Origin of the sequence: Prosthecobacter vanneervenii (assembly GCF_014203095.1) — a bacterium.
Taxonomy (GTDB): Bacteria; Verrucomicrobiota; Verrucomicrobiia; order Verrucomicrobiales; family Verrucomicrobiaceae; genus Prosthecobacter; species Prosthecobacter vanneervenii.
The window spans coordinates 42766-56639 of record NZ_JACHIG010000004.1; the positions used below are offsets into that span (position 1 = coordinate 42766).

9 protein-coding genes are annotated in these 13874 nt (G+C 60.5%); 8 read left to right on the plus strand and 1 reads right to left on the minus strand.

Features of this window, described 5'->3' with window-relative positions:
- The 8 genes from HNQ65_RS10305 to HNQ65_RS10340 all read left to right on the plus strand — a co-directional run bounded on the left by HNQ65_RS10305 (nucleotide 1) and on the right by HNQ65_RS10340 (nucleotide 11268).
- Nucleotides 1–5055: an InlB B-repeat-containing protein gene (locus HNQ65_RS10305; protein ID WP_184339448.1), complete on the plus strand. Its 5055-nt coding sequence runs from the start codon at nucleotides 1–3 to the stop codon at nucleotides 5053–5055.
- 159 nt (nucleotides 5056–5214) lie between these two features.
- On the plus strand, nucleotides 5215–5697 hold the full coding sequence (locus HNQ65_RS10310) for a hypothetical protein (RefSeq protein ID WP_184339449.1): 483 nt from the start codon (nucleotides 5215–5217) through the stop codon (nucleotides 5695–5697).
- Nucleotides 5698–5858: 161 nt separating this feature from the next.
- Nucleotides 5859–6428 (plus strand): YceI family protein, encoded by a 570-nt coding sequence (locus HNQ65_RS10315; RefSeq protein WP_184339450.1) that lies wholly within the window; start codon nucleotides 5859–5861, stop codon nucleotides 6426–6428.
- 3 nt (nucleotides 6429–6431) lie between these two features.
- Nucleotides 6432–7592: a type III polyketide synthase gene (locus HNQ65_RS10320; RefSeq protein WP_184339451.1), complete on the plus strand. Its 1161-nt coding sequence runs from the start codon at nucleotides 6432–6434 to the stop codon at nucleotides 7590–7592.
- The gene (locus HNQ65_RS10325; protein WP_184339452.1) at nucleotides 7589–8761 is read left to right on the plus strand and encodes an FAD-dependent oxidoreductase; all 1173 of its coding nucleotides are present in this window, start codon (nucleotides 7589–7591) and stop codon (nucleotides 8759–8761) included. The genes HNQ65_RS10320 and HNQ65_RS10325 overlap by 4 nt, the downstream gene beginning before the upstream one ends.
- A gap of 9 nt (nucleotides 8762–8770) precedes the next feature.
- On the plus strand, nucleotides 8771–9619 hold the full coding sequence (locus HNQ65_RS10330; RefSeq protein WP_184339453.1) for an SAM-dependent methyltransferase: 849 nt from the start codon (nucleotides 8771–8773) through the stop codon (nucleotides 9617–9619).
- A 30-nt stretch (nucleotides 9620–9649) separates the two neighbouring features.
- Entirely contained in the window at nucleotides 9650–10012 is a 363-nt protein-coding gene (locus HNQ65_RS10335; RefSeq protein ID WP_184339454.1) for an acyl carrier protein, read from the plus strand.
- A complete protein-coding gene (locus HNQ65_RS10340; protein ID WP_184339455.1) occupies nucleotides 10009–11268 on the plus strand; it encodes a beta-ketoacyl-[acyl-carrier-protein] synthase family protein in 1260 nt (419 codons plus the stop codon). The genes HNQ65_RS10335 and HNQ65_RS10340 overlap by 4 nt, the downstream gene beginning before the upstream one ends.
- On the opposite strand, the gene HNQ65_RS10345 is transcribed toward HNQ65_RS10340, so the two are convergent.
- Nucleotides 11261–13798, minus strand: coding sequence for an efflux RND transporter permease subunit (locus HNQ65_RS10345; RefSeq protein ID WP_184339456.1), 2538 nt, complete (start codon nucleotides 13796–13798; stop codon nucleotides 11261–11263). The genes HNQ65_RS10340 and HNQ65_RS10345 overlap by 8 nt on opposite strands.
- Nucleotides 13799–13874 lie beyond the last annotated feature (76 nt).

A 13874-nucleotide genomic window follows, 5' to 3' on the forward strand; every position in this document is an offset into this window, starting at 1 on the left:
ATGAAACGCAAGACCACTACCCTGCCCGCCACAGACGTGGCACCTACGATCTTCCGCAGCAGATTGTGGATGAGCGTGCTTTTTTCGCTTTCTCTGGCAGCAGGCATATCCACAGCTCGCGCCAGCATCGCCTACGGCAGCATCAACAACTTCGACACGGTCAACGACACCGGCGTCGAGTGCCATGGCTTTGAGATCGAGCTGGATGACATCCACAGCACCGACATTACCTACACCTACAATTACAACCACTACGGCGTGCCGGACATCAAGGAGGACAACACTGACCCGGCGCATCCGAAAGTCTTCATTCGCTGGCAGGGAAAAAAAAATCCCAATGGCACCTGGTCGGCCTATACAGCCATACCGGCGGCTCCGATTCCTCCGACGCAGGGGCATCAGTTCACCAATCCCGCTGTTAACTTCGGTGGCGAGCATTTCGGGGTGGGATACATCACCCAGCCTTCAGCGGTGCTTTACAACTGGCTGATCGACAACGGCAGCGGCACCCTGGTGCGCGGCGGTGCGGTGCAGGTCTCCACGCCTACCTTCACCTACAATCCGCCTGCCGCCGCAGCACCTGCGCAGGTTCAGGCGGTCATAGTGCCACCTCCGCCTCCAGCGCCACCGCCCAAGGAATTTGGCAAGGCCGTCTGGATGAAGGAAATCAAAACCACGACACACAATGCCGGCAAAGTGAAGCTTCGTGATTTGGTGTCTGAAGACCCCGCTGACCCCGGCGGCAAAAACTGGAAAAACGGCGAGCCCGACGAAGTGGAGGTCGAGTGGCGCATCCTGCAGAAAAAAACCAGCGCTGCCGATGGCGGCCCGAACAACCAGGTGGCCGCTGCTGCCGAGCCGCTGCCCAATGGCAATGAGGTCGTCACTCGCCGCTACGAATTCTACAAGTATGTGGGTCCGCTGGATGCAGAGACAGGCGAAGCCATGGGGACGGCTGTAGGTGCTGATGGTGTGCACGGAACTGGCAGTGCCACCTACGCGGACCATTTCAATGGAGCCACGGGAGAATGGGTCACCGTGACCACAGACATGACCACCCAGGTGCTGGTGGGAGATTTCACTGGTGCGCAGATGGCCGCTGTGGATGTGAACGAGGCACTCGGACTCATCGACCACGTAGGAGACGGGCAGGTCGGAAAGGCTTTTGCCGCGCGTAGAATGATCGTGGAAGGTGGCGTGCCATTCACCGCTGTGCAGACCGGCACGGTGCCGCCTGGAATGACGTTTGATGAAGTCACCGGCATTCTCAGCGGCACGCCCAGCACCGCCGGGCAGTTTCAGTTCAGTGTCACCGCAAGCGACGGGGTAAACCCAGATGTGCAGAAGAACTACACCATGAACATCGCTGCCGCTGGAGCAGCGCTGCCGGCGCAGTCCTTGCTGGACACCGTGGTGTCTCCCGTGGGCGCGGGAACGACGGCTGGAGATGGCTCCTACAATCCCGGTGACAACGCTGCAGTCTCCATCGCCACTACAGCTCCGGGCTACACCTTTCTAAACTGGACAGACAATGGTCAGGTCGTCAGCACACTTCCGGACTATACCGTGGTGATGGATGTGAACCACACGCTGGTGGCCAATTTTGTGCCTGCGACGGTGCAGTGGACCATCAGCGCCAGCGCCTCCCCTGTTGCGGGTGGCATGGTTAGCGGAGACGGCCTGGTGGACGACGGCACCAGCGTCACGCTCACGGCCATTCCCAATGCCGGCTACGTCTTTACCAGTTGGACCGAGGCCGGGGCACTCGTCAGCGCCTCTGCCACTTATACCTTCACGGCCTCTGCGGACCGTACCTTGGTTGCCAATTTTACCCTGGCTCCCACCTATAGCATCACCACCTCGGCAGCTCCGACGGCAGGAGGCAGCACCAGTGGCGGCGGCACTTATGCCAGTGGTGCCAGCGTTACTGTCACAGCCACTCCGAATGCCGGCTACACATTCGTCAATTGGACTCAAAACGGCACTCAGGTCAGCTCCGCAGCCAGTTACACGTTCAACGCCACCACCAGTCGTGCCCTGGTGGCCAATTTTGTGCTCAATGGCGGAGCTTTGCGCACCATTGCTGCCAGCTCGAGTCCAGTGGCAGGCGGCACCGTTTCCGGGGCGGGCACTTATGCAGACGGGACCAGTGTCACCGTCACAGCCAGTCCGGCGGCCGGGTACAAGTTTTCCAAATGGAAAGAAGGCAGCACCACGGTGAGCACCTCGCCCAGCTACACCTTCACCGTTTCGGCGAATCGCACACTGGTGGCCTCCTTCTCTCAGTCTTACAAAGTTACATGCACTTCCAGCCCGGCCAATGGCGGCAGCACTGAGGCAGACAGCCCCAGCTACAGCCCTGGAGACAACGGTAATGTGAAAGCCACCCCGGCTGCGGGTTACCAGTTTGTCAGCTGGACGGAGAACGGCGCTGTGGTCAGCACCAATTCGACCTACAACTTCACCAACGTCAGAGCTAATCACGCCTACGTGGCCAACTTTATGCCGGTGGGCGGACTGCTCATGGCAGTGAGTGCCTCACCTGCTGCCGGTGGTGTGGTTTCAGGCGGCGGCGCTTGCATGGTGGGAGACAGCGTCACTGTCTCTGCCACGCCAAATGCGGGCTACGTTTTCACTGCCTGGACCGAGGGGGGAGCCGTGGTCAGCAATGCAGCCAGCTATGCTTTTCTGGCTTCGGCAAGCCGCACGCTCGTGGCCACCTTTACGGCGGGCTACGGCATCACCACCAGTGTGCAGCCACCCACGGCAGGCACGACCGGTGGCGGCGGAGTTGTCAGCGTAGGGGCCAGCACCACACTCAGCGCCACGGCCAATCCGGGCTACTCCTTCATCAACTGGACGGACAGTCAGGGAAACGTGGTCAGCACCAATCCAAGCTACTCTTTCACTCCTGCAGCCAGCGGTGCCTACACCGCCAATTTCAGCTCCTTGGTCGCAGGCATTCCGTTCAACTTTGACAATGCCACCCCTGCGCTGAACACAGATGCCCCGGTGCCATTCACGCAGCTCATGGTGGGGTACACCGCCACCTTCAGCTCGGATGCAGACGGTGCCTTTACGACGCGATCCGATGCCGCCTCGGGTCGAACACTCTCCAAGTTTTCAGGGCTCTATCTTGAATCTGTCTCTGATGCGGCACAGCTCGACATCAGGCTGGATCAGTCTGTCACCGGTATCAGTCTGGACTTTGCCACGATCGAGGCGCTCACTGTTCCGGTGGCTTCAACTCTGCAACTCACCGCCATCGACAATTCATCAGGCGCGCCTGTCGTGGTTGGCACTGTCATCGCGCACGGGAGCGCGAGTGCTGGTGATAGCCTGCCCTGCGGCAGCATCAGCTTTAATGCTGCTGGTGCGGTGTTTGACGAGGTCCTCCTTCAGCTCCCGGACCTGCCAGCCGGGGCGCAGCGTTTCATTGTGGACAACATCGAGGTGAGCCCCGGTGGCAGCACGGGAGGAACCATGACGCTGGCGAATCCCAATTGGAACATCACGCTTTCAGATTTCGGCTATTCCGACTTCCTGCTCGATAACACGGCGGGTTTCGTCGGGCGCGAGTATCTCTCTGGCGAATGGGGCAGCGCCGTAGCTTATCAGGTGGGCGGGCAGGCTCATGCGCCCACCTGGCTGGAACCTGCTTTCTTGTATCCCGACTGGCAGACCAACTCTGACTTCCATGTCGTCACCGGCATCCATCTGGTGGGCGGAAACAAGGATGGGCTGCCGGTGGCGGAATCAGTGATCGCCAACAACGACATTGAGATCATCCTGCGCTTTGAAATGGTGGACACCGTTGTGGGCACGCCCATGGGCATCACACCCGCCAGCGCGCCCGGTGCGGGAGCATCGATCAACAGCAACCGCTACGTAATGAACCAGACCTTTGTGGTGCGAAACATCAGCGGTGCTACCATCACCAACTTGCAGCTCTTTCAGCTGTTGCACGGGCTCATTTCCCAGCATGGCCAGTACGACAACCGCAGCTACACCGGCAAGCTCTCCGAGTACCGCTACGACGCCACCATGGCGGGCGTGGATGACAGCGCTGCTGGCAGTCAGAGCTCCACAGTCGGTCTGGAGGACTACATCGGCTTTCAGTCCAAAGTCGCACCGGCAGCTTACGAGATCGGCAGCTATGGCATCGTGGGCATTGATGACCATGTGACTGGCAAGCCCTCTGATGGTGTGCATCTCTCGATTGAAAAAAACTGGCAGAGCGCCCCATACACCAGCCGCCTCGGCCGCGATCTCTTCACACCCACCAGCCCATGGATAGCCGGTGGGCAGCGCTGGGATCTCGGCACGTTGGCTGCAGGTCAGAGTGTCAGTTTTGACATCGTCCTCAGTCTTCTCACCGGCACCAAGGTGAGCATCACCGGCGGAGGCAGCGGCGGTCAGGGTGGCGGGGGCAGCTGCAATGGCGGCTCTACGCATGTGGGTGGAGTGGATTTTGAATTCGACGAAATCACCCAGGAAGGAACCTTCTTCGGTGAGTATTCAGATGCCGACGACTCTGAACTTTCCGAGCGCACCACGGAGGGCGAGTTTGCCCTGCCGTCATTTGAGACACCGCATGCCACGCGCAGGCAGCTCTGGAAGCTCCAATACAACGGAACCCATACAGGGAACATCAAGCTGAAGTTCGCTTATGATCCCAGCCTGCTGCCAGCGGGCTATGATGAAAACCAGCTCGTCATCTACCACTTCCGCAATGGTGTCTGGGAGAAGCTCAGCGGCAAGGTGGACACGACCAACAAGGTCATCGAGGCCGTGAGCCCCTCCCTCTCGCCATTCATGCTCGGAGTGAATGATGTGGTGGTGAAGCCCGACGTGGCGGTCTCTGTTTCCAATCCGGGAACTCTGACAGTCAGCTGGCCGGATTCCTTCACAGGCTGGATCCTGCAAGAAGCTGCAGATCTCAATGCCGCCAGTTGGGCCAACTCCACACGTCCTGTCACTTCGGCAGGCGGTACTTGCAGTGTGGATGTTCCCATCAGTGAAGGCTCGAAATTCTTCCGTCTCATGAGGCCCTGAATCTAATGACTGTTAGCACCGTGATTCTTGCTAAGATGCTCATCGGTGAGATTGAGTTTCAAGTTCACTCGCGGCATGTGTCAAGGTCTGGGCAGGAATTGGTTGAACAGCCTTAAGCCTGTGGGAAGATCGGCGTCTGAGATCACGAGAATCTCTCTCATGAAGCGCATTTACCGCCTGCTTGCCTTGCTGCTGCTGCTTGCCTACGCAGGCTCGGCCACTGCGATCATGCCGGCTGTGTTCGCGGCATTGGCAACCATCGATGGCAGCCATCGAGTCTTGATCTGCCGGACTGAGCAGGGCACCCAGGTGCGGCTCCATCATCATGAAGATGACTACACACCCGAGGTGTGTGACCACAGCGGCATGCTGACCAGACTGGTCGTGAGCTTCTGCCGTCCTGCCACGGAGGGAGACCACAGCCTTTCCACCACTCAAGACTCAGGAACCCTCGCAGGCCCGGACGATGAGGAGGAGCGTCTCATCAAAGACAAGCATTGGGGTGTCCTGCCATGCTTGGAATTCACGCCCCGCTTTGCGCGAACGTCAGCGCTTCATGTGTCCAGTCTTGCTTGGAATGATCAGCATGAAAATACCGCTGATACACTCAGACAGATCGCCACCATCAGGCTGCTGATTTGATCTGAAGCTGGCAAACAGCGTCTGCGGCATCTTCATGCTGGCGGCGGTTGGTTTGCCATTTGCTCCTGCTTCCGATGCTAAACGCACCAGATCATGCGTATGCATTCGGAGTTGCTCTCTCTCTGCTTCCATAGCCGTCCTGCCCGCATCACGCGCACTTCATGAAAATATCTCCTCTTCTTCTGCTCTTTCTCCTGGCCGGTTCTGCCCTGGCCGAAACCTCCCGCTGGTCTGGCACCAGCACCATCGCCTTCAACGGCTCCTCCACACTCCACGACTGGGGTGGCAAGGTGGAGCCCAAACCCTTTACCACCATTGTCACTATGGATGCGGATGGAAATCCCACCAAGGTGGAGGCCACTGTCACCGTGGAGGTGTCCAGGATGGACACTGCCGAGGCCAAGCGGGATGAAAACATGCGCAAGGCCATGCAGGCCACGGCGCATCCTCTCATCACAGCACTCATCGACACTCCCTTCACGGCCATCCGCCAGGGAGATGCCGCTCCTGCCACCCTGCCCTTGAAGCTTACGATGCTGGGCCAGACGCAGACCGTCATCGGCAAAATCAGCCGGTGGCATCACCAGGGTGACAAGGCTTCCTTTGATCTCGATATCGATCTCTCCCTGAAGAAAAGCGGCATCACGGTCCCATCTGTTCTGCTTTTCATCCGAGTGGGCGATGCCATCCGCGTGCATGCCAGCGTCTCCCTCAAACGCCACCATTCTTGATTCATGCCCGCCTACATTCACCACATCGCCACGGAGACGCCGGAGTTCATCTACAGCAATGAATTCACGCGTGATCGCATGAAGGGCTGGATCTCCGAGCCGCGTGCCCAGCGCCTTGTCGAGATGATCTATGACCGCACAGGGATCGAGACGCGCTACAGTGCCAGCGACGACTTCATGAAGGAGGAAGGTGCGCTCTTCCGCACCCAGCCGGACGGCTCGCTCAATTCGCCAGGCACCGGAGAGCGAAATGCTCTCTATGCCAAAGCCTCGCGGGAGCTCGCCGTGAAGCTCGCACGCAAGACGCTGGCGGAGTGTCCGCACTTTGCCAAGGAGGAGATCACCCACATCGTCTTCGCTTCCTGCACCGGCTTTGCCAATCCGGGGCCGGATTACCACATCATGCGCGAGCTGGGACTCAACGAGAGCGTGGAGCGCTACACCGTCGGCTTCATGGGCTGCTATGCCGCCTTTCCCGCGCTGCGCATGGCCGCGCAATTTTGCGAAGCCAATCCGCAGGCTGTGGTGCTGGTCATGTGCCTGGAACTCTGTTCACTCCATCTACAGGTGAGCGAAAAACCGGAAAGCATCGTGGCCAATGCGCTCTTCGCCGATGGCGCGGCCGCTGCCATCGTCAGCGCGCGCGAGCCGCAGAGGGACCGTCCCAGCTTCCGCGTGCATGGCTTCCGCTCGGCGCTCGTGCCCTCCAGCGAGGCGCACATGGCCTGGGATATCGGGAACAACGGCTTCAACATGGTTCTCTCCGCCTATGTGCCCGAGCTCATCGGCAGCAACATCCGCGACATCCTTGGCGGCATCCTCGACAAGCATGGCCTAAGCGCGACAGACATCGACGAATGGGCCGTTCATCCGGGTGGGCGTGCCATTCTGGACCAGATCGAACAGCAGCTTGCGCTGCCTGCCTCCGCGCTGGAGATGTCTCGCAGTGTACTGCGGGACTATGGCAACATGAGCAGTCCCACCGTGATGTTTGTACTCAAAGGCTTCCTCGAAGAAGCGGAAACCAAACGGGCCATGACCTGCGCCATCGCCTTTGGCCCTGGTCTTACAGTGGAGACCGCCGTCCTCGAGCGCTGTGGTGCGGCCATTCCGCCCGTGGAAACGGTGCAACCTGCCATTATGACTCAGGCCGCAGTACCATGAACACCACCGACTACGACGTCATCATCGTCGGCGGCGGGCCTGTGGGTCTTCTGCTCGCCTGCCTGCTCAAACAGCAGGGGCAGCGCATTCGTGTGTTGGAGCGCCGCACTGAGTCCATCGCACACTCCGCAGCCATCGGCATCACGCCGCCCTCCCTGCACATTTTGGAAAAACTGGGGCTCGCCTCCAAATTCATCTCCAGCGGGGTAAAGGTGCGCGACTGCTTTGTGCATGGCCAGCGTGGAAAGCTCGGCTGCGTCTCCTTCCGCGAGATCCCGGACGAGCACCGCTTCATCCTCTCGCTGCCGCAGGTCACCACCATCGCCCTTTTGCAGGATCATCTGGGTCCGGAGCACTTCGAAGCTGGCTGCGAGGTTAGCTACGTGCGGCAGACGGCGGATCACTGCGAGGTGCAGGCCGGCGGGAGCAGACTCACGGCGCGCTTTGTGGTGGCGTGTGATGGCAGCCGCAGCTCCGTGCGCAGCGTCATCGGCATGCGTGCGCCGGGCCGCTCCTACGACTGCCATTTTGTCATGGGCGACTTCGTGGACCGCAGCAGCTTTGGAGACGAGGCACACCTCTTCTTCACTGCAGCGGGTTCGGTGGAGTCCTTTCCCCTGCCCGGTGGGCAGCGCCGGTGGGTGGTGCAGACAGACACACGCATGGACCGCCCGCCTCCCGGATTGGTCAGCATGCTGACCAAACAACGTACCGGCATCGACGTCCCTGCTGCAGACCAAGTCAATGAGAGCGTCTTTACCCCGCGCAAGTTCAACTGCGACCGCTACTACGAAGGGCGCATCCTTTTCTGCGGAGACGCCGCACACGGGATGAGCCCCATAGGTGGCCAGGGCATGAACACAGGCTTTGCCGATGCGGAATTTCTCGCCGAAATCCTGACGCGCAGCGATCCCCTCAAGCTTTTGCCCGCCTACAACCGCTACCGCCGCAAGGCCGCTAAAACGGCCATCTTCCGCGCCGAGTGGGGCATGTGGCTCGGTACCTGGCGCGGGCGTGTACGCTCAGCACTACGGGACTTCATTTTGAAATACCTGCTCTGCCAGGGCCCCGTGGCCAGGCACATGGGCTCGTTCTACGCCATGCTCACCATTCCTTTTAACACCCTCAAACGCGTTCCTGCCGCCAGCCTGCAGCCGCGCACCCTCTGATTTTGCCTCATGTCCGACTCCTCTACTTACATCTCCACCATCGAAGGCGCAGCCTCCCACTACGACGACCTCGACCAGTTTTACCGAGAAATCTGGGGCGAGCACATCCACCACGGCGTCTGGTTCACCGGTAAGGAGACCGACACTGAAGCCGCTGAAAATCTGGTCAAAATCGTCGCCGACCTCGGCCATCACAGCCCTGGTCTGAAGGTCTGCGACATCGGCAGCGGCTACGGCACCACCGCCCGCATCTTGGCGCAGAAGCACGGTGTCGACATCACCGGCATGACCATATCCGCTGTGCAGGTTGCATATGCCGAAAAGCACAATTCAGTGCCCGGACTCACCCATTTCATGCTGCGGGACTGGTATGACAACCAGCTGCCGGACAACCACTTCGACATCGTACAGACCGTTGAAAGTCTGGAGCACATGCCCGACCTGCCCGGCTTCTTCCGTGAATGCTACCGGGTCATGAAGCCAGGCGGCCGCCTGGTGGCCACCGCCTGGATGTCTTGTGAAAATCCCGACACCTTTGCCCGGCGGCATTTCATCGATGCCATCACGCGCGAGGCTCAAATTGCCGGCGTCAGGCCAGAGAGCGAATTCCGCGCTGCCACTGAGGGCGCAGGCTTTGTGAAATATCAGTTCAAAGACTACGCCCCGCAGGTGAAACGTACCTGGCCGCTCTGCGCCCTGCGCACAGTAAAGGGGCTGCTGACGAAATCGCGCTACCGCCGTTTCCTGTTCAGTTCCCGCAATCCGAACCGCATTTTTGCCCTGACACTGTTCCGCATCTGGCTGGCCTACGAGCTGGGCATCCAGCGTTACGGAGTCTTCAGTGCCGAAAAGCGTTGAACCGGCACCAGAATTGATTAAACACCGCCCATGCCTGTAAGCGAAGAACGCCAGCAAGAACTCGCCAAATCCCTCAAGCGCTGCAGCGCGGAGACTTTGGCGGCCGCCATTCGATTCGACGAGACCAAAAACCTCGATGAACTGCCCGCTATCATCCTCGGCGTGCTGGAGCGTGACGCCGCCAACCCGCGCCCGGATGGCATGGCCTCCGTCACGGACGATATGAAGCTGGTCGATGACATCGGCATGGACTCCTTTGGCATGATCGAAGTGGTGATGACGGCCGAGGAAGTGCTCGGCCTCACCATCGCTACCGAGGAGATGGGCAGCATCAGCACTCTGGGCGACCTGAAGAAATTCCTGCGTACCAAACTCGGCGCCAGCCATTCATGAAGCGCGTCGTCGTCACAGGCCTGGGCTTCATCTCCAGCATTGGCAACAACCGTGCCGAAGTCACCCAGAGCCTGCGCGAAGCACGCTCCGGCATTGAGTTTGTGCCTGAGCTGGCCGCAGCCAATGACCGTGTGAAACTGGCGGGCACAGTGAAGGGGTTTGATTTCCCCTCCTCCGACCCACTCGACTGGACCTTCCCATCCCACGTGCAGCTCAACCGCGCCCAGCTGCGCACCATGGTGCCCAACTCGGTCTTTGCCACCGCTGCCATGCAGGAGGCCATCGCCGATTCTGGACTGCTCCCCGAGCAGGTTTCAGATCCGCAGACCGGGCTCTACTGCGCCTCCGCAGGCTCACCCTGGATGACTTATCTGGCCATGGACTCCGTGCTCAAGCGAGGCCCGGCCCGCACCTCGGCACCGGTCGTCATCGCTGGCATGCCGAATTCCCTGCACCTCAATCTCACCGCACGCTTTGCCATCAAAGGAGCCACGCTGGCCTTTAACAGCGCCTGCGCCTCTTCCTCCCACGCCCTCGGCCACGCCTGCGACATGATCCGCCTGGGCCGGCAAAAGCGCATGTTTGTCGTCGGTGCTGAGGATGCGCAGCAGATCCACACGATTCTCCCCTTTGCCTCCCTGCGTGCACTTAGCTCGCAAAGCGATCCTTTTTTGGCTCCTCGTCCGTTTGATGCAGGTCGTGATGGCTTCATCATCACCGGTGGCGGAGTGGTGCTCGTGCTCGAAGAGGCCGAACTGGCTGCCGAGCGTGGCGCCAAAGTGTATGCCGAGGTCAAAGGCTGGGGCCAGAGCTCCGACGGCTATGATGTCGTCGCACCCGATCCCTCCGGCAGCGGACTCGCACGCGCCATGACGAATGCCATGCAGGACGCGGACCTCGCTCCGGAAGCGATCGATTATATCAATGCCCACGCCACGGCCACCCAGGCCGGAGACATCGCCGAACTCAGCGCCCTGAAGACCGTCTTCACTGGAGACAAACGCCCCAAGGTCAGCAGCACCAAGGCACTGACCGGCCACGGCCTCTGCCTCGCAGGTGCGCTGGAGGCGGGCATCAGCTGTCTGGCTTTGAGTGAGGGCTTCATGCCTATCTCCGCCAAGATCCAGAATCTCGATCCCGCCAGCGAAGGCGTGTCCATCCTCACCAGCCCGACCGATCAGGCTCCGCGTGTGGCCATGAGCAACTCCAGCGGCTTTGGCGGCTCGAATGTGGCGCTGATTTTCTCGGCTACTTGATCCAGCGCCATCGGGCAAACTGGAGGTAAAGTACGGGCAACAGCACCAGCGTGAGCACGGTGCCAAACAGCAGTCCAAAGATGTGCACCGCTGTCAGCGGCCGCCACAGCTCACCGCCAGTCACGGCCAGAGGGATTAGTCCGCACACCGTGGCAAACACCGTGGCCAGCACAGCACGCAGGCGCACCAGCGCGGCCTGCATGAGTGCAGGCTCCAGCTCCATGCCAGCGGCGCGTTCTTCCTCAATGAAATCCGAAAGCACGATGATGTGGCTGACGATGACGCCTGCCAGACTCACGATGCCGATCAGCGCCATGAACCCGAAGGACGCATGCGTGGCGGCCATGCCGGCAAACGCGCCGATCAATCCCAGCGGCACGGTCAGCATGACCACCACCGATTTCATGAACGAGCGAAATTGTATCATCATCGCCAGTGCGATCAGCGCCAGAGAGATTTTCAGCACACGTTCCATCTCCCGCTGGCTGGTGGTCAGTTCGCGTTCCTCGCCACCGAAGGCAATGCCGGAGGCGGGGAAGGCAGTGCGCGCCTTGGTCAGAATGCCTGAGGCCAGTGTGCCGAAAGGGGCCATGGCTTTCACCGTCACCGTGCGCTGCTGGTTGATGCGCGTGATGATGCCCGAGTCATCATGCACCTTGTAGGCTCCCGCATCGACCAGCGCCTGACGCACCTGCGCGATCTTGGCCGGGATGTCATCTCCGCTTATTTCGATCTGGATCGGCGTTTCCAGCGCAGGCCCCTGCTCGATCTGTTTCACGAGGCAGAGTGCATCCTTGATCTCGCGGTCAAAGACCTCGCGCAGATGCACGATCAGTGCGGGCACATCCTCCGCATGGCGCGTGTTTACCAGCACCTGGGCCACGTTCGCCGCAGGCTGACGCGGCAGGACATTGTAGTAAAACATCGGCGTGCCGCCGCCGCTGACGAGGATCGCGCTTTGCACCGCCTCCTCCTTTTGCAGCCTGTCGCCGATTTGTGCGGTGACCTTCCGCGTCTGCTCGATGCTGCTTCCCTCCGGCAGGCGGAGGTCGATCAGGAACTGATTGCGCTCCGCCACGGGGAAGAATTGCTTGCCAAAAAACGGGATGAGCGCCGTGCTGGCACCCAGCAGGCCGTAGGCGGCAATGATCGTGAGCAGCGGCCTGCGCAGCGCGAACTGCAGCGCGTTTTTGTAAAACGGAATGAGCCGGTGCAGCGGGTGCGAGCCGTTGACGGCATCGAATCCTTTCTGCCCGCGCAGCAGGTAGTAGCCCAGCAGCGGGATGAAGGTCATGGAAACGATGCGTGAAGAGACCAACGCCAGCGTGATGACCACGGGCAGCGAGATGATGAAGGCACCCATGTCTCCCGGCAGCAGGGCCAGCGGCAGGAAGGCTACGATGTTGATGATCGTGCCAAAAAAGATGGCTCGCCGCAGCTTGAAGGGGCCCAGCCAGGCGGCGATGCCGCGCGGCTGCCCGTCTGCCAGCTCGCGGTTGATCCCGTCCGAGGCCACCACCGGATCATCCACCAGCATGCCCAGGGAGATGATCAGCGCGGCAATGGAGATCTGCTGCAGCGGCACATGCAGCGCCGCCATGCCGCCCAGCGTCATTGCAATTGTAAGCGGGATGGCCACGGCCACGACCAAGGCCGTGCGCCAGTCCATCAGCAGCAGCGCCACCAGCACCACCACCACGACGGCCTCGATGAAACAGCGCAGGAATTCCCCAATGCGGTGCGCCGTGGCTGCAGGCTGGTCGGAGACAGTGATCACCTTCACACTCTCGGGCAGTTTGAGCCCGCCGATTTTCGCCAGCACCGCATCTTTGAAATCATGAATGATGTTTCCCGCCTTCATCTCCACCGCCACCAGCACGCTCTCGGCAGGCTGCAGCTGGCCATCTTTTTCACGGTGCAGCGTGCGCACGCTGTAGCCAGCAGCGACCATGTCCTCAAAAGAGGCGATCATCTCCGGCGCATGCCCAAACTGCCGGATGCGCCCGCTGCTCGGCACCGTCCTCAGCGCCCTCTCGATCTCATCCGCACCGCTCACAGCTTTTTCTCCCAGCACCGCAAAAAGCAGAGTGGCGGGCAGCTGGTAGTCCGTCTCCAGGCGCGGCTCCAGGCTGCCTTCCGGTAGCTTCACCGTCTTCAAAATCTCGCGTGTCTTCCGCCACTGTTCATCAATCGCTTTCTTGCGGTCGGTGTAGAGTCTGATGACAATGGTGGACACATTGTCCTGCGACTGAGACTGCAGCTTTTCCAGCGTGGGCAGATGTTTGAGCGCGGCTTCCAGCGGGGCTGTCACCTCCTGCTCCATCTGCGCGGCAGTCAGCAGCGGGTGCACAGTCACCAGCACTGCATCGTGTGTCGGAAAGGTGGGGTCCTCCTGCTGTGGCAGACTTTGAAATGAGAGCCAGCCCCAGGTGAGTACCGCCGCCATGGACAGCCACCCCAGCAGCCGATGCTCCACGAAGAAACGCGTGATGATGGCATTGGCGGGAGCAGATGCGGAAGACGAATCCATGCGGGCTGGGGCTGGCTCTAGTTTTCGCCCCGTCTGGGCGGCTGTGCAATGACGCACGTTGCCCTCTCGTAGGAGT